General features: G+C 34.6%; 16 protein-coding genes and 1 riboswitch. All 16 genes read left to right on the top strand.

Annotated elements, in window-relative coordinates:
• Window position 1 precedes the first annotated feature (1 nt).
• The 16 genes from ATHE_RS02890 to ATHE_RS02965 all read left to right on the top strand — a co-directional run bounded on the left by ATHE_RS02890 (window position 2) and on the right by ATHE_RS02965 (window position 17989).
• The gene (locus tag ATHE_RS02890) at window positions 2-991 is read left to right on the top strand and encodes a methyl-accepting chemotaxis protein (RefSeq protein ID WP_015907161.1); all 990 of its coding nucleotides are present in this window, start codon (window positions 2-4) and stop codon (window positions 989-991) included.
• Between the two features lie 34 nt (window positions 992-1025).
• Complete coding sequence (locus ATHE_RS02895; protein ID WP_015907162.1) at window positions 1026-1469, top strand: response regulator; 444 nt, start codon at window positions 1026-1028, stop codon at window positions 1467-1469.
• 24 nt (window positions 1470-1493) lie between these two features.
• Window positions 1494-3347 carry a GGDEF domain-containing protein gene (locus tag ATHE_RS02900; protein ID WP_015907163.1) on the top strand — a complete coding sequence of 618 codons (1854 nt, stop codon included), beginning with the start codon at window positions 1494-1496 and terminating at the stop codon, window positions 3345-3347.
• Window positions 3348-3439: 92 nt separating this feature from the next.
• The gene (locus tag ATHE_RS02905; protein WP_015907164.1) at window positions 3440-4066 is read left to right on the top strand and encodes a phosphoribosyltransferase; all 627 of its coding nucleotides are present in this window, start codon (window positions 3440-3442) and stop codon (window positions 4064-4066) included.
• A 98-nt stretch (window positions 4067-4164) separates the two neighbouring features.
• The gene (locus ATHE_RS02910; protein WP_015907165.1) at window positions 4165-4689 is read left to right on the top strand and encodes a helix-turn-helix domain-containing protein; all 525 of its coding nucleotides are present in this window, start codon (window positions 4165-4167) and stop codon (window positions 4687-4689) included.
• A gap of 27 nt (window positions 4690-4716) precedes the next feature.
• A complete protein-coding gene (locus tag ATHE_RS02915; protein WP_015907166.1) occupies window positions 4717-5628 on the top strand; it encodes a hypothetical protein in 912 nt (303 codons plus the stop codon).
• Window positions 5629-5647: 19 nt separating this feature from the next.
• Window positions 5648-6517, top strand: a complete 870-nt coding sequence (locus ATHE_RS02920; protein WP_015907167.1) for a hypothetical protein — start codon at window positions 5648-5650, stop codon at window positions 6515-6517.
• A gap of 211 nt (window positions 6518-6728) precedes the next feature.
• Window positions 6729-7586 (top strand): cation diffusion facilitator family transporter, encoded by an 858-nt coding sequence (locus ATHE_RS02925; protein WP_015907168.1) that lies wholly within the window; start codon window positions 6729-6731, stop codon window positions 7584-7586.
• Between the two features lie 51 nt (window positions 7587-7637).
• Window positions 7638-7701, top strand: a riboswitch (Fluoride riboswitch).
• 91 nt (window positions 7702-7792) lie between these two features.
• Window positions 7793-8191, top strand: a complete 399-nt coding sequence (gene crcB / locus ATHE_RS02930; RefSeq protein WP_015907169.1) for a fluoride efflux transporter CrcB — start codon at window positions 7793-7795, stop codon at window positions 8189-8191.
• Window positions 8188-8544 (top strand): fluoride efflux transporter CrcB, encoded by a 357-nt coding sequence (gene crcB / locus ATHE_RS02935; RefSeq protein WP_015907170.1) that lies wholly within the window; start codon window positions 8188-8190, stop codon window positions 8542-8544. The genes crcB (ATHE_RS02930) and crcB (ATHE_RS02935) overlap by 4 nt, the downstream gene beginning before the upstream one ends.
• A gap of 118 nt (window positions 8545-8662) precedes the next feature.
• Window positions 8663-9928 (top strand): histidine--tRNA ligase, encoded by a 1266-nt coding sequence (hisS, locus tag ATHE_RS02940; protein WP_015907171.1) that lies wholly within the window; start codon window positions 8663-8665, stop codon window positions 9926-9928.
• Window positions 9929-9969: 41 nt separating this feature from the next.
• Entirely contained in the window at window positions 9970-11760 is a 1791-nt protein-coding gene (gene aspS / locus ATHE_RS02945) for an aspartate--tRNA ligase (RefSeq protein WP_041727064.1), read from the top strand.
• A 227-nt stretch (window positions 11761-11987) separates the two neighbouring features.
• A complete protein-coding gene (locus tag ATHE_RS02950) occupies window positions 11988-14255 on the top strand; it encodes a cellulase family glycosylhydrolase (protein WP_015907173.1) in 2268 nt (755 codons plus the stop codon).
• A gap of 238 nt (window positions 14256-14493) precedes the next feature.
• On the top strand, window positions 14494-15435 hold the full coding sequence (locus tag ATHE_RS02955) for an ABC transporter permease (RefSeq protein ID WP_015907174.1): 942 nt from the start codon (window positions 14494-14496) through the stop codon (window positions 15433-15435).
• A gap of 42 nt (window positions 15436-15477) precedes the next feature.
• A complete protein-coding gene (locus ATHE_RS02960) occupies window positions 15478-16383 on the top strand; it encodes a carbohydrate ABC transporter permease (RefSeq protein WP_015907175.1) in 906 nt (301 codons plus the stop codon).
• Window positions 16384-16486: 103 nt separating this feature from the next.
• The gene (locus ATHE_RS02965) at window positions 16487-17989 is read left to right on the top strand and encodes an ABC transporter substrate-binding protein (RefSeq protein WP_015907176.1); all 1503 of its coding nucleotides are present in this window, start codon (window positions 16487-16489) and stop codon (window positions 17987-17989) included.
• Window positions 17990-18138: the final 149 nt, after the last annotated feature.

The raw sequence follows: 18138 nt of genomic DNA on the forward strand, positions 1-18138 counted from the left end.
AATGGAATTGTATATATATCTTCTCTTTGCAATAATGCTGATGATAATAATTGCTGAAAAATTGTTACTTATGAAAAAGTCCAATGAAATAAAAAAAATTATTGAATTTGTGAGTTCAGGGAAAGTAAAAAAGGGAATACCTAAGGAATTTGTTAATGTATATAAAAGTAAGCTTGACTTGATAGAAAAACAGTTTAAAAATGAGATATCTAAGCTTAAATCTGAAAACCAGTACCTACAAAAAGAAATAGAGGAAAGTAGAAGAATGTTAGATAGTCACAACAGTGAGTTTAAAGAACAGTTGCATACTGTATTTGACTCAGTTAAGGAGCTTGCGGAAGCATTTAAGGTAGTAGTGGATGAGATAAATGAGGTCCTGGTAAAGAATTTAGAGGACATGACTCAACGATCAAATAAAGTTGAAGATGATATAAGAAATGGTCGAGTTCAGGTTTCAAAGTCTGTAGAGGATATAAATATCCTTTTGGGTCAAATGCAAGAGTTATTAGAAAATGTTGTTAATCTTTCGGTGCATATTGAAAATATGAGCAAAGTAACGCAGATTATTAGCGATATTGTAAAGGAGATTTCTTTCATTTCATTAAATGCGCAGATTGAAGCTAATAAAGTGAAAGATTCTATGGCATTTAGTTTGTTGGCATCCGAGATGAGAAAGCTTGCAGACAGTGGCAAACAGAGTTTGAAAGAAGTTAACAAGACCATTTCAAATATTGTTGAGGATATTAATACAAACAGTATCCGTATTAATACTTTTGTAAATAAATTGGAAGAGCTGAAAAATAGAACTAATGAAATAACCGATGAATTTGAATCTGTTCACAGACTAATTAGCTCTGTGCTACATTATCAAAATCAGTTATCAGACCAGGTAAAACAACACTTTGCAGGTATTCAAGAAATTGTTGGGGTGTTAGAGAATATCTACAATGAAGGTGTTCAGATTCTGGAAAAAAACATTGCACACATATAGATGAAATAAAACTTGTGATGAGAGAGGTTAAGTAATGAAAAAGGTGACCTTTCTTATTGTTGATGATTCTCCTATGTGGAGAAAGGTGATAAGAAGGTTTATAGAAGAAAAACTGGGTGGCAAAGTAATAGCAGAGGCAGAAGATGGAATAGAAGCTGTAAAGCTTTACAAAAGATTTAAGCCTGATGTGGTTACAATGGACATTGAGATGCCAAAACTTGATGGTATAAGTGCAATGGAAGAGATTTTGAAATTTAATAAAAGTGCAACAGTAATCATCATAAGTTCAAAAGGTGAGGAGGATGTAGTAAGAAAAGCTCTTTTAAAAGGGGCAAGAGATTTTATTGTGAAAAATTTAGAGATTGAAAAGTGGACCAAAAGATTTGAAAAGGTTATAAAAGAAGTTGAGACAAAAAATTCGAAGATAAGTATATTTGTCAATATAAAAAACTACATCAACAGATTTAAAAGACAGTAAGTGCTCTGCAGCGGGGGTATTTGTATGGGCTTTGAAAAGAAGAGGGATAAAGAGTTGATAGAAAACAATAAGGTTAAATTTTTTGTTGAGAATCTTAAAGGTTATTTCGGTAATATGAATGAATATGTTGTAGTGGTATGGGACGAGGAAGGAATAATCTTAGAATACAAGGAAAATGGCGAGAAATTGTTAGGCTATTCCCCTAACCAGATAGAAGGCAAAAAGTGGTTGGATGTTTTAATTGATGACAAAGAAAAAGAAGAGATGGAATGGGTTTATAACAAATTAATAAGTGGTGAAGTGTTTAAATATTATGTCAATCCTATTAGAGACGTGAATGGAGTAAAAAAGACATTCTTATGGTACAACTCTAAGATAGAAAGTGCGCAGAACAATAAAAGAATTTTTCTTTCAATAGGTTTTAGCTTAGATGCGATAGAGAGACTAAACAGAAAAATCCACAGATATGAAAAAGATCTCTATAAAATGAGTGCAGAAAGCGAGAATCTCAGGTTCAAAATTTCTAAACAGGATTTGATTTTGAAACAAAAAGATGAGATGATAAAAGATTATAAAACCAAAGTTGAGTTTTTGGCGTTTTATGATGAGCTTACCAAATTGCCAAACAAGAATTCACTTATGAGATGGTTAAATTTAAGAATTAGTCAAGCAGATAATATGAGTACATATTTGATCTTTTTGGAAGTGAGGAATTTAGAAAAGTTAAATGTTATGTATGGATATGACTTGGTAGATGAACTGATTATCCACATAAGTAAGAGGATAGAAGAGATATTGGGAAAAGAAAATAAAATATTTAAGATAGGATCTGATAGGTTTGCAATAATAGGCAAGACAGATAACGTATCTGAGTTTATTGAAAATTTGTTAAAAAAGTTATTGGTGACATACAATATTAATGGAAACTTGATAAAGGTGAGTTACAATGTAGGAGCAACTGCAATAGAGGATGTTAATGACTCCACGGCGAACGTTATAAGGAAATGTGATTTAGCTTTAATCAGAGCAAAAGAGAAGGGTTTGAATAAGTATGAGATATTTAAACCTTCTTTGGAGGTTCAAACATTAAAGGAAGGGATAATTGAAAGAGAACTTCGCAATGGATTGGACTTAAATGAGTTTGTAGTATTTTATCAACCAACTATAAACTTAAAGAATAACCAAATCTGTGGGTTTGAGGCTCTTTTGAGATGGCATTATTTAAAGTCGGTGTTTGTATCGCCATTGGAATTCATTCCGGTTGCTGAGAAGTGTGGTTTGATTGTGGAGTTAGGCAATATTGTATTGGAACAGTCCCTAAAAGTAGCTAAGTGGTTAAGCAGATATATTACTGATGAATTTATAATTTCAATCAATATATCACCACAGCAATTTAGTGATAGAGAATTTATTCGTTCCACAATTCAAATATTAGAAAATGAAGGATTAGCGAATGTCAAACTTCAATTCGAAATAACAGAAAAATTGGCAATTGAAAATATTGACTATGCAATTGAAGTGATAAATCAGCTAAGAAAATACAACATAACCTTTGCCTTAGATGATTTTGGTGTCGATTATTCTTCACTCAATTATCTGAGAAGATTGCCAATACAAGCTGTGAAGATTGATAAGTCCTTTGTTCAAGATATAGAAAAGGACGAAACGTATTTTATAGTAGAAACGATAATAAAACTATGTAAAAAATTGGGGTTAAAGGTTGTGGCAGAAGGGGTGGAAACAGAGGAACACTACAGAGCTGTAAAAGAACTGGGATGTGACTATGTTCAAGGGTATTTTATAAGTAGGCCTTTGGGTGTTGAGGAACTTATAAAATTTATTGAAAAATATAAATGTCAAAATGAAAGCAATTTTTAGAAGGCACCCAATGTGGTAAAATAAATTTAGGTGCCTTTTTTTATTTTTTAAGTCAAAGAGAAAGTTCTTTAATAAAGGAGAGAGTTTTGATAATGCTTTTTAGAGACAGGGTTGATGCTGGAGAAAAGTTAGCTGAGAAATTAGAAGCATTTAAAGGAAGACAAGATGTTATACTTTTTGCAATTCCACGAGGTGGTGTGGTTGTCGCGAAAGTAATTGCCGACAGGCTTAAAATACCCTTGGATATTGTGTTGGCAAAGAAGATTGGTGCACCTTTTAACAGGGAATTTGCTATTGCAGCAGTGGATATAAATGGAGATGTGGTTTTAAATAATGAATATGTAGAATATTTCTTTATGAGAGACGAATATATAGAACACCAAAAGAAAAGACTCTTAGAAAGCTTGAAGGACCAGCTTATTGAGTACAGGGGTTCTATCGAATATAAAAGCTTGGAAAACAAAGTGGCAATAATAGTGGATGATGGAATTGCAACAGGCGCAACAACAAAAGCATGCATAAGGTTTCTTTTGAAACTAAATCCTAAAAAAATATACGTTGCAACACCGGTAATTGCACCTTCGACGTTAAAAGAGCTGAAAAAAGAATGTGATGGTATCTTTTATATTGTAAGTAGCGAGCCATTTTGGGCAGTTGGACAGTTTTATGTTGACTTTTCACAAGTTTCTGAAGAGGATATTAAAAAACTACTAAGCTAAAATTTTTTTGAAAACTGTGTGCACAAAAATGTTAACATAAAGAGGCTTTTGTGATAATATAAAATAAAACAAATACTAAAATTGAGTGGGATGAAGAAATGGACTTTTACAGGGTTGGTGATAAGGTCATAAGTCTTCAAAAAATAGTGGATGAAGTCAAGAAGATATTGGACCTTCGTCAAAAAGGATTTTCGCAGATTGAGGTTGCCGAAAAGCTGAAAATAGATAGGTCTTTTATCTCAAAGCTTGAAGGGCTTGGAGAAGTACGCAAGGGCAAAAATATTGCTGCAATCGGATTTCCTGTAAAAAACAAGCATGAGGTAGAGCAGGTATTGAAAAGTTACGGAATAAACTACTATCTTTTAATGACAGAAGAGGAGAGAAATAGTTTTATAAACTCCCTTTCTGCTGCTCAGCTTTTGAACATCATGGGTGAATATATAAATAATTTTAAAATGTTTGACATTGTAATTGCCATGGGTTCGGACTTTAGACTAAACTGGTTCAAAGCTTTTCTTGATTGTGAGGTCATTACAATACCTCTGGGAAAATCCCCGCTCAAACATGATGTTGAAGTTGATGTTGAAGAGCTGAAGAGAATTTTAGATTCTATTGTGAAGTAGCAAGAAGGAAAAGGAGATGTTTTTTGCATGAAAAGGATAGTGAGTGTCAGCATTGGTTCAAGCAAGAGGAATCACAAAACAAAGACTAAAATAATGGGTATTGACTTTGAGATTGAAAGAATTGGGACAGATGGAGATATAAAAAAGGCAATAGAAATTATAAAGTCTTTGGATGGAAAAGTGGACGCCTTTGGTATGGGAGGAATTGACATTGTACTATACGGTGGAGGTAAAAATTATGTCATAAGAGAGGCTATTCCTATAAAAAATGCTGCTCAAAAAACTCCTCTTGTTGACGGTACAGGAGTTAAAAATACATTTGAAAAATGGGTTATAAAATATCTTCAAGACAACAGCATAATAGATTTCAAAGGAAAAACTGCGCTTGTTGTGTGTGCGCTTGATAGATACAAGCTTGCAGAAGGACTATATGAGGCTGGATGCAAGCTTTTGCTTGGTGATGCCCTGTTTGCCTTAGGAATTCCACTAATGATAAAGAGTCTCAAGGTATTTTACTATCTTGCAGCTTTGCTTGTCCCATTTATAATAAAGCTACCTTTTAACATGTTGTATCCTAATGATGACAAAAAAGAAGAAAACCCTAAAAAGCTCAAGAAGTATTGGAAATATTTTGGAATAGCAGACATCATTGCGGGAGATTATAAATACATTCAAAAGTACATGCCAGATAGTTTGGAAGGAAAGATAATCATTACAAATACCATTACAAAAGAGGATGTTGAAGAGCTTAAAAGAAGAAAACTAAAGATGCTTGTTACTACAACACCTGAGTTTGATGGAAGGTCTTTTGGAACAAATGTTGTTGAGGCTATTTTAGTTGCTCTGACAGGCAAAAAATTGGAAGATATGAGCCAAAAAGAGATAGAAAAGCTCATAAAAGAGATTGATTTTAAGCCCAGGATAGAAATATTCTATTAATAGAAGATATTTTCTTGGGTTGATAAAAATTTATACTGTTACTTTTGTGTTAGAAGGTGAAAGCAGGATTTTTCTTCCAGAATATGCCAGATTTTTTCCTCTATTTTTAAGAAGACTTTTAGTTGCAGATTCAAAACCCAAGTTCGAAGAGTATATAAGGCTAATTAATGGAATAGAGATGAGGTTAGAATTTTTTATATTTCCGAAAATAGAAAAGATTTCAAAAAAACATAAAAAAATAAAATATTTTATTGACCAGCAAAGAGGAGGAAGAGTAATACACTTTGACTGGGTATATGAGGAAAATGTTCACATTAATTGTTTTATTGCATATTATATTGTAAGAGAAATATTAAAAAAGTACGGTCAACGTTTAAAAAATAGAAAAATAGGAATAATTGGACTTGAAAAAGCTAAAAAAAATGGACTTTTATATGAACTTGCGGAAAATACAGATATTCTTTATACTTCATTTGCTTCATTTCAAGAGATGAAAATAGCTGATGAACTTTTGGGAGAGTTCGGAACAGTTATAATAAATTGCTGGGAAGAAGAGAAATTGTTTGAAAATGTAGATATAGTGTTTGTGTTCAGAGAATTAGACAAGACAGCTTATGAGTTAAAAAGAGGAATAGTGTGCTATCCTGAAAAAGGAGTGGTAGAAGATTTTGAATTTTTGAAGAAGTTCTTTTTTCTTTCCGAGATTTGTGTTGATTTTCTTCCTCTTAAAGATATATGCATATATAACGTGACACCATTTGTTGATTTGCCTATTAACATGGTTGAAATCATTTGTGAAAAGCTTCTTTTTACAACCATAAATAGTTTTTCAGATGCCAATAAAGTCTTTACAAAAGACCTCTTTGATGTTAAAATAAAGTTCAAATAGTTATGGAAAATTTAAATATTTTTGAAGTGGTCAGAAAAGAGCAGGTAAAAGGCTCTTTTCGGGCCTGGGATTTTACCAGGCAGCAGGGATAAAAAAATCCTGCGGGACCCATGTTTTTTATACAAAACATGAGTCTTGGCAGGATTTTTTTATTGTTTTAAAAGTTTTGGCAAAAAAGATTATTATAATGAAAGGAGTTTTGTTAAAGTATATGGAAAAGCAGGGTGCGGCACTTTTATCAGTTTTTTCTAATACAGCCTTGGTTTTATTCAAACTTATTGCAGGTAGCATAATGGGTTCTGTGTCTGTTATATCAGAAGCAATTCACTCTGGCATTGACCTTTTAGCAAGCTTGGTTGCATATTTTTCCATCAGACAGGCAAGAAAACCAGCAGACAATGACCATCCTTTTGGTCATGGCAAGTTTGAAAATGTCTCTGGTGCATTTGAGGCAATATTAATATTTTTAGCAGCAGCTATGATTATTTATGAGGCAATAAAAAAGATTGTGAAGGGTGGAGAAGTTGAGAAGATAGAAGCAGGGCTTTTGGTTATGCTAATCTCAGCCGTTGTAAACCTTTTTATATCCTCAAAACTCTTTAAGGTAGCTAAAAAAACAGATTCTGTGGCTTTGGAAGCTGATGCTATGCATCTTTTCACAGATGTATTTACCTCGTTTGGAGTATTCTTAGGGCTTGTTGCAATAAAACTTACACATGTGTATATTATAGACCCAATAATTGCCATTGTTGTTGCTTTGATGATAATAAAAGCTTCTGTTGATTTAACAAAAAAAGCTCTCTGTGACCTTGTTGACAAGAGTCTTCCTCAAAGTGAGATTGAGATAATTGAAAATATAATAAGAAAATACTCCCAGGTTACAAGCTTTCACAAGCTCAGAACAAGAAAGAGCGGCGACAGGCGCGAGATTGATGTTCATATTAGAATGGAGAATTCAACTACATTAATAGATGCTCACAATCTCTGTGACCAGATAGAAAATGATATAAAATCAGCTCTGCCAAATTCACATATTACAATTCACATTGAACCTGAGGATGAGAAGTAGGAAGAGTCACAAAAAGTCTATATTGAAATCCACTGTGTTCGATGATATAATATTAAAAGTGGCGATGGAGTCCGCCGTACAAATGCCAATGAGGGCTGATGACTCCTACAGATGCTGCAAAAGAGCAACATCTGTAGGAGTTTTTGTATTTTATAGGTCTAATTTTCTGCTAACTTCTTTTATTTTAATCAAGGGGGCAAAGGTGTATGAAAAACATTGTTGCAATTGCTATTGGAGCTTTTTTTGGTGCTATTTGTAGATTTTTTATATCTCAGCTAAGTATTGGCAGCTTTCCATTCTCAACACTTTTTATAAACGTTGTTGGCAGTTTTGTTTTGTGTTTTGTTGCGGAAATCACCGTAGAACATATAAAGATTTCAACCGCCTTAAGACATATGATAACAACAGGTTTTATAAGCAGCTTTACAACCTTTTCTACATTTGTACTTGAAATTGTGAGGTTTTTAATGAAAGGAGAATTTACAGCTGCCATTGTCTATCCACTTTTATCCATTGTACTTGGGCTTTTAGCGTCAATTTTTGGCTTTGAACTTGCAAGGGTTATTTTAGAAAGACAGCAAAAAGAGGAGTACGAGGCAGCATGAACTATCTCATTGTTGGAGTTGGCGGAGTAATTGGAGCAATCTTGAGATATATAGTTGGGAAAATATTTAGAGAGGTAATGGATAAAGACCATCCTGTTGCTACATTGTTTATAAACGTGATAGGGAGCTTTTTAATAGGATATTTGTCAACAAAGCATCTTTCGAGTGAATACAAACTTTTTCTGATGATTGGTCTTCTTGGCGGGTTCACTACATACTCTACGTTTATGCTTGAGACATCAAGGTATATAAAGAGAGAAAAACAAATGAAAGCCTTTATTTATGTACTTGTCTCTATCATTTTTGGAATAGTTGCAACTGGTGTGGGAATTTGGTTAGCAAGCTTTGTTTAAGTATTACTACATTCTGACTATTTTTTAGGTCTCATCACTTGAAACCCCGAATTGAATTAATATATAATTTAAATATTGCAAATTCTAATCTTTTTAATTATTTTGAGGAGAGAAGGAAATGAAAATCCAAGCACCAAAAGGAACAAAGGATGTGCTTCCAGAGGAAAGTTATATGTGGCAATATGTTGAGAATAAATTCAGAGAGGTTTGCAAGCTTTATGGATATCAGGAAGTTAGATTTCCCACATTTGAGTACACAGAGCTTTTCCAAAGAGGAGTGGGCGATACTACTGATATTGTCCAAAAAGAGATGTATACCTTTTTGGACAAGGGTGGAAGGAGCATTACTTTAAGGCCAGAAGGGACAGCATCAACAGCAAGACTATTTATCGAGCATGGTTTTGCGTCACGTCCGATGCCACAGAGATTTTACTACATTATTTCAGCTTTCAGGTATGAAAATACTCAAGGCGGAAGGTTTAGAGAGTTTCACCAGTTTGGAATTGAGAATTTTGGTTCTTCTTCGCCTGTAACAGATGCAGAGGTAATTTCACTTGCTTACAATTTTTTTACAAGCCTTGGGCTTGACAATATTACTGTGAATATCAACAGCATCGGATGTCCTGTATGCAGAAAAGAATATGTGAAAAATTTAAAAGAGTATTTTTCGGCAAATTCTCAAAAGCTCTGTCATACATGCCACCAAAGGCTTGACAAAAATCCTATGAGAATTTTGGATTGTAAAGAAGAGGGTTGCAAGCTGATTACAAAAGACGCACCAAAACCAATAGATTATCTTTGTGATGATTGTAAAAGCCATTTTGAAAGTGTGAAAACTTACTTAGATTCAGCTATGGTTTCATACAAGGTTGACCCATTTATTGTTCGCGGCTTGGACTACTACACAAAAACAGTTTTTGAGATTGTTGCCACTGTCTCTGATAAAGAGCTTGCAATTTGCGGCGGTGGAAGGTACGACAATTTAATAGAGCAGATAGGTGGACCATCTATTGCTGGAATTGGTTTTGCAATTGGTGTTGAAAGACTTTTGATGCTGCTTGAGCAAAATGGTCTTCTTCCTGCAAGATCGCAGGTGCCGAGAGTGTTTGTGGCAACAATAGGGGAAAATGGTATCAAAAAAGCTTTTGAGATTGCAAGGATGCTTAGATTTGAAGGAATTTCAACCGTAGTTGAAGAGATGGGAAGAAGCTTAAAATCTCAGATGAAATATGCTGATAAGATTGGCTGCGAGTTTTCTATAATTATTGGCGATGATGAGATTGAAAAGGGTGTTTGCAAAGTTAGAAATATGAAGACATCTTCAGAGGAAATAGTAGAAATAGAAAATATTTGCGAGTATTTAAAAGAAAAACTTCAAAAATAACAAGGACATTTTTATAACTTTAAAAATTTTCAAAGAAGGTGATGGGTGTGGAAGGTATTAAAGGGTTTAAACGAACAAAATACTGTGCAGAAGTATCACTTGAGGATGTTGGAAAAGAGGTTGTATTAACAGGTTGGGTTGATACAAGACGCGATCTTGGCGGGATAATATTTGTTGATTTGAGGGACAGAACAGGTATTGTACAGGTTGTATTTGATGAGAAGATGGGAGAAGAACTTTTAGACAAGGCCGACTCATTAAGGTCCGAATACTGTATCGGAGTTAGGGGTATTGTGGAGAAAAGACCACCTGAGACAGTAAACCCTAAAATAAAAACAGGAGAGATAGAAGTAAGAGCAACAGAACTGAGGATATTTAACAAGTCTGAAACACCCCCTTTTCCAATTGAAGAGGGAATAAATGTAAATGAAGCAGTAAGGCTAAAATACAGGTATTTGGATTTAAGAAGACCTGATATGCAGAGGAATTTGATGTTCAGACACAAGCTCTATCAGGTTGTGCGAAATTTTCTTTCTCAAAATGGGTTTATAGAGATAGAAACACCCATGCTCACAAAATCCACTCCAGAAGGTGCAAGAGACTACTTAGTTCCAAGCAGAATATTTCCGGGAAAATTTTTTGCACTCCCACAGTCACCGCAGCTTTTTAAACAGCTTTTGATGGTTGCAGGGTTTGACAGATATTTTCAGATTGTAAAATGTTTTAGAGATGAAGACTTGCGAGCAGACAGACAACCTGAGTTTACTCAGATTGACATTGAGATGTCGTTTGTTGATGTTGACGATGTTATTGAGATAAATGAAAAACTGCTTAAGGCCATTTTTGGAGAGATGCTGGGGATAGACTTGAAACTTCCTCTTCCAAGGCTTACCTACAAGGAAGCAATGGAAAGGTTTGGCTCAGACAAACCAGATACACGATTTGGAATGGAACTTGTTGATATTACTGACATTGTGAAAAACTGCGAATTTAAAGTATTTTCTGATGCAGCAAACAAGGGTGGGTCTGTTAGAGCCATCAATGCAAAGGGTTGTGCAGCTACATTTTCAAGGCGTGAGATTGATGCGCTTGTTGAGTTTGCAAAAAACTTTAAAGCAAAAGGTCTTGCATGGATCGCAGTTGAAAGTGATGGTCTGAAGTCCCCTATTGTCAAGTTTTTAAAAGAAGAGGAGATAAATGAAATTCTAAAGAGACTTGGAGCAGAGGTTGGAGATTTGCTACTATTTTCTGCTGACAAGGATGAAATTGTTTTTGATGTTCTTGGGAACTTGAGACTTGAGATAGCAAGAAAGCTAAATCTTCTTGACAAGTCTAAATTTAATCTCTTATGGGTGGTTGAGTTTCCACTTTTTGAATATTCAGAAGAAGAGGGTAGGTTTGTTGCAAAGCACCATCCGTTTACATCGCCAATGGATGAAGATTTAGAATTTTTAGAGATAGATCCGGCGAAAGTAAGATCAAAGGCTTACGATATTGTATTAAACGGAACAGAAATTGGCGGTGGTTCTATTAGAATTCACTCACCAGAGATTCAAAAGAGGATGTTCAAAGCACTTGGATTTACAGAGGAAAGGGCACAGGACAGGTTTGGCTTTTTGCTTGAAGCTTTCAAGTATGGTACACCACCGCATGGTGGTATAGCTTATGGATTTGATAGGCTTTGCATGCTGCTTTTAGGTTTAGATTCTATCAGAGATACAATTGCCTTCCCGAAGGTAAAAGATTCGTCATGCCCGTTGACTGATGCACCCTCTGAGGTTGAACCAAAACAGCTTCGAGAACTTCACATCAAAGTTGATGTTGTAAAATAACAAAGAAATTTTCGCGGCTCCGTGTCCCTAAAATAGTTAAAGATTTTTGGTGGGGCAGGAGCCTTATTTTTTGCAAAATTTTTACCTTATCTTAGAACAAGATGCTACAAAAAGCAGGTCAAAAATTTCAAACAGATATGAAATTTTTTTAATTTAAAACTTTCTGAGCATGGAATATATTAAACTTATAACGAGATGATAACGATTACATAGGAGGGATTTGCATTATGAGGAAAATTATTTTAAAGTTTTGTGCACTCATGATGGTAGTGATTTTGATTGTTTCCATTTTACAAATATTACCTGTATTTGCCCAGAGCATACTGTATGAAAAGGAAAAATATCCACATCTTCTTGGCAATCAGGTAGTTAAAAAACCATCGGTTGCCGGCAGACTGCAGATTATTGAAAAGGACGGAAAAAAGTATTTAGCTGACCAGAAAGGAGAAATAATTCAGCTTCGTGGTATGAGTACACATGGACTTCAGTGGTATGGTGATATTATAAACAAAAATGCATTTAAAGCTCTTTCAAAAGATTGGGAGTGCAACGTTATAAGGCTTGCGATGTATGTGGGTGAAGGCGGATATGCTTCAAACCCAAGTATTAAAGAAAAAGTTATAGAAGGGATTAAGCTTGCTATTGAGAATGACATGTATGTAATTGTTGACTGGCATGTATTAAATCCCGGTGACCCGAACGCAGAAATTTATAAAGGGGCAAAAGACTTTTTCAAAGAGATAGCTACAAGTTTTCCCAATGACTATCACATAATATATGAACTTTGCAATGAACCAAATCCAAATGAACCGGGAGTAGAAAATAGCTTGGATGGCTGGAAAAAAGTAAAGGCTTATGCACAGCCCATCATAAAAATGCTCAGAAGTTTGGGGAATCAGAACATTATAATTGTAGGTTCGCCAAACTGGAGTCAGAGACCTGACTTTGCAATTCAAGACCCTATAAATGATAAGAATGTTATGTATTCAGTTCATTTTTACTCTGGAACTCACAAAGTTGATGGATATGTTTTTGAAAACATGAAAAATGCGTTTGAAAATGGCGTGCCAATTTTCGTGAGTGAATGGGGAACAAGTTTGGCAAGCGGTGATGGTGGACCGTATCTTGATGAAGCAGATAAGTGGCTTGAATATTTAAATTCAAACTATATTAGCTGGGTGAACTGGTCGCTGTCAAACAAAAATGAGACATCAGCTGCTTTTGTTCCATATATAAATGGTATGCATGATGCCACACCACTTGACCCTGGTGATGATAAGGTGTGGGACATAGAAGAGCTTAGTATTTCTGGAGAGTATGTGAGGGCAAGGATAAAAGGAATTGCTTATCAGCCAATTAAGAGAGATAACAAAATAAAAGAAGGAGAAAATGCACCTTTAGGCGAAAAAGTCTTACCATCCACGTTTGAAGATGACACTCGTCAGGGCTGGGATTGGGATGGACCATCTGGTGTGAAAGGTCCTATTACTATCGAAAGTGCGAATGGTTCAAAAGCGCTATCTTTTAATGTTGAGTATCCAGAGAAAAAACCACAAGATGGCTGGGCAACAGCTGCAAGGCTTATACTTAAAGACATAAATGTAGAAAGGGGAAATAATAAATATTTGGCTTTTGATTTTTATTTGAAACCAGATAGGGCTTCAAAAGGTATGATTCAGATATTTTTAGCTTTTTCACCACCTTCCTTAGGTTACTGGGCTCAGGTACAAGACAGTTTTAATATTGACCTTGCAAAACTGTCAAGTGCAAAAAAGATAGAAGACAGAATTTATAAGTTCAATGTATTTTTTGACTTAGACAAGATACAAGATAATAAAGTACTGAGTCCAGACACACTCTTGAGAGATATAATAGTAGTCATAGCAGATGGCAATAGCGATTTTAAGGGGAAAATGTATATAGATAATGTTAGATTTACCAATATCCTTTTTGAGGATATCAATTTTGAAAATAGCCTTTATGATGTTATAGACAAGCTTTATTCTAAAGGAATCATAAAAGGAATTTCAGTATTTAAGTACTTGCCAGATAAAAACATTACAAGGGCTGAATTTGCTGCACTTTGTGTCAGGGCACTGAACCTGAAAATTGAAAAATACGATGGTAGATTTTCTGATGTGAAAAGCGGCAACTGGTATTCAGATGTAGTTTATACGGCGTATAAAAACAAATTGTTTGAAATAAAAGAGAATAAATTCTTTCCTGAAAATATTTTAAAAAGAGAAGAAGCAGTAGCTTTGGCAATTGAAGTGTATAAAAGATTGACTGGTAAGATAGAAGTTAATACAGACGATGTTCCAATTGCTGATGAAAAACTTATAAATCCTCAATACAGAGAAAGCGTGAAGTTAGCAATTAAGCTCGGTATTGTTGACCTGTATTCAGACGGAACATTTGAACCAAATAAGAGCGTTTCAAGAGGGGAGGTGGCAACAATTCTCTATAATCTCTTGAACTTAGCAGGCAAGCTATGATACATGAATTTGAAAAAGTTTTAACAAATGCTGCTGGCTAAATGCTGGCAGCTTTTTTATATTATTTTGACCCTTCAATATGACAAAATATTGCACATTTTAATATCAACATTTCACAAAAAAACTGCAATTTTTTCAATTCATTTTGAAAAATATAGGTTGTAAACTATAATTGAAAAGTTCAAAGAACAATTCAAAAGTTTCAATAAACAACTTGAGAAAGGAGACGGCATCAGAAATGGCAAACAATCAGCGCACATATCGAAGCGGTTTTTTGAGAGAATTGAATAAAAACTTTCCTCTATTCTTGATGGCACTGCCGGGGGTTGTTCTTTTAATAGCATTTTCTTACTTACCTCTGTTTGGGCTTATCATAGCATTTAAAGATGTGCACTATGATGTAGGAATTCTTAAAAGTCCGTGGGTGGGTTTAAAGAATTTTGAATTTCTTTTTAAAACACCTGATGCGTTTATTATAACAAGAAATACACTTCTTTACAACTTTGCTTTTATAGTCTTTGGGAACTTGGCTGCAATTGCAACTGCTGTTGCGTTGAGCGAAATGAGATCAAGATTTATGGCAAAATTTTACCAGTCAGTAATGTTTTTACCATATTTTTTGTCTTGGGTTGTTGTTGCGTATATGGCATTTGCATTTTTGAGTATAGACTTAGGGATTTTAAATACAATGGTTCTTCCAAAGTTGGGTTTACAACCAATTGCATGGTATTTTGAAACAAAACCGTGGCCGGTGATATTAATACTTGCAAATTTGTGGAAATATACTGGTTACAATGCAGTCATATATTTAGCAGCAATTACAGGAATTGATCCTGAGTATTATGAAGCAGCTTTGATTGATGGTGCATCAAAATGGCAGCAGATAAAACATATTACAATTCCGCTTTTGTCACCGCTTGTTGTTGTTCTTGTTCTTTTGGGTATAGGTAGAATATTTTATGCAGACTTTGGACTTTTTTATCAGCTTCCTATGAACAGTGGTGCACTTTATGATGTTACAAATGTTATTGACACTTATGTTTATAGAACTCTTATGGGTATGAACGATATAGGAATGGCGTCTGCTGCAAGCTTTTATCAGTCGATAATGGGGTTTATTTTGGTTCTTACATCAAATCTTATTGTTCGAAGACTTGACCCAGAAAAAGCGTTGTTTTAAGAACTTTTATAGACAAACAGCAAAGAAAGGGGATGATATAGTATGCATTCAAAAAGCAGATTTTTACAGATTTCTGCATTATCAGAAGCCATTTTACACATCTTCTTTGGAATTGTAACTCTTGCATGTTTAATTCCGCTGTGGTCTGTTATATCAATTTCGCTTAGTAATGATAACAAAATTAGACAAATTGGATATAGATTTTGGCCGGTTGGTTTTAGTACAAAATCATATGATTTTGTTTTATCTCAGGGAAGAGCAATTTGGCATGCGTATGGTATTACTATTTTGGTTACTATTGTTGGAACAGTGCTATGTGTGTTGGTAGTTTCAATGTACGCTTATATTCTATTCAGAAAAGATTTTAAATACAGAAAATTCTTCACATTCTTTGGTTTTTTCACAATGTTAATCAATGCAGGTCTTGTTCCATGGTATATAGTGTGTGTAAATATTCTTCACTTAAAAAATACTATTTATGCATTAATTTTACCGTATGTAATGAATATGTGGTATGTTTTAATTTTTAGAACATATCTTTCGATGTCTTTACCTGATTCTATTATAGAATCTGCAAAGATTGATGGAGCAGGGGAATTTACAACATTTTTTAGGATTGTTATACCGCTTGTAAAACCTGGACTTGCGACAATAGCATTATTTTCAGCTATCACATATTGGAATGACTGGTGGCTACCATTCATGTTGATAGATACTGAAAAACTTTATAATCTTCAATATATGATGTATAGAGTTCAACAAAAGATTCAGTATTTAGCAGAAATTGCAGGAAAGCTTGGAGCATCGGGTATTGTTCCTACCGACCTACCAACAGAGTCTGCGCGAATGGCAATGGCAGTACTTGGAATGGGGCCAATAGTTTTAGCGTATCCTTTCTTCCAGCGCTATTTTGTAAAAGGTCTTACCATAGGTGCCATTAAGGGCTGATGTGTGGTTGTATTAATGCGGCTATAAGCTTCAGAGCTGCTATAAAAAAAGCAGCATGCTGAGGCTTATATACAAAAAAATTAAAATTGGGAGGTTGATTTATGTGAATCTCAAAAAGTTTTTCGTAGTCATGCTTGTTGTGACTTTTGTACTCACAAGTGTAATTGGTGTAGTGACGGGATTTGGTGCATCTTCTTCAAAACTTCCTTATGTTAAGCTTACATGGTATGTCATTGGAACACCTCAAAAAGACTGGGATTTAATCAATCAAAAAGTAAATGAGTACATCAAACCAAAGCTTAATGCTGAAATCAAAATGACAATGTTTGACTGGGGCGAATATAATGATAAGCTCCAGACAAAGATTGCAGCAAGTGAGCCATTTGATATCTGTTTTACAGCAATCTGGACAAACAACTACAGAACTAACGTTGCAAAAGGTGCATTTTTGCCGCTCAATAAGCCCGGAAACGACCTTCTTTCTAAGTATGCACCAAAGACAAAGAAGCTTCTTGGCGATGATTTCATAAAAGGTGCATCCATTAACGGAATTCTGTATGCAATTCCAGCAAACAAGGAGAAGGCTCATAACTGGGGATTCATTGTTAGAATGGACTTGGTAAAGAAGTATAAATTAGAAGACATGTTTAAAAAGGTTAAGAAATTAGAAGATTTAGAGCCATATCTTAAGGTAATCAAACAAAAAGAGCCAGGTGTATATCCACTTGGAGCATATGCTGGTGAGTCGCCAAGATTCCTTTTAGACTGGGACAAGGTTGTAGACGATGATGTTCCTGTATCACTTTATCCGAATAATAAGAGCACAAAGATTGTTAATGAACTTGAACAGCCAAATACAAAAGCTCTCTTTAAGACAGTAAGAAAATATTACTTGGCAGGTTATATCAGAAAAGATGCAGCAAGTGTTACAGACTGGATGTCTGATTTAAAAGCTGGTAAAGTGTTTGTAATGCCCCAGTCGCTCAAGCCAGGAAAAGATGCTGAGATGTCTATTTCAACAGGTTATGAATGGAAACAGATAGATATAACACCACCTGTTATGTCAACAAGAGAATGTATAGGTTCTATGCAGGCAATCAACGCAAAGTCAAAGAATCCAGAAAGAGCTTTAATGTTCTTAGAGCTTTTCAACACAGACAAGTATCTTAACAACCTTGTAAACTTTGGTATTGAAGGTCAGCACTATGTATTTAAAGATAAAGCAAGAGGAATCATAGCTCCAGGACCAAAGGCAAAAGACTATAGCCCAGGTCTTGGCTGGATGTTTGGAAATCAATTTATAAACTATATTTATGAAAATGAAGATCCTAACAAATGGAAAAACTTTGAAGAGTATAACAAGAAGGCACTGCCTCTTCTTAGCCTTGGATTCAACTTTGATGACTCAAAAGTAAAAACACAGGTTGCAGCATGCAAGAGCGTATGGAAGCAGTATATTCCAATGCTTGAGACAGGGAGTGTAGACCCTGATAAATACATTCCACAGGCAATTGACAAGTTCAAGAAAGCAGGTGTTGACATTATTATAAAAGAGGCACAGAAGCAGTATGATGAATTTCTGAAGAAGACAGGAAGAAAGAAATAAAAAATAAATTCAGAAAATTTACAAACGGGATATCGGTGCGAAGTTAGAGTACCGATATCCCGTTTGCTTCTAATATTAAGAAAAAATGGATTGTAATTTTATATTATTGTGAGCTAAAATAAAAATAAAAGTGTTTATATTTAAAATCT

Origin of the sequence: Caldicellulosiruptor bescii DSM 6725, from assembly GCF_000022325.1 — a bacterium.
Classification (GTDB): Bacteria; Bacillota; Thermoanaerobacteria; order Caldicellulosiruptorales; family Caldicellulosiruptoraceae; genus Caldicellulosiruptor; species Caldicellulosiruptor bescii.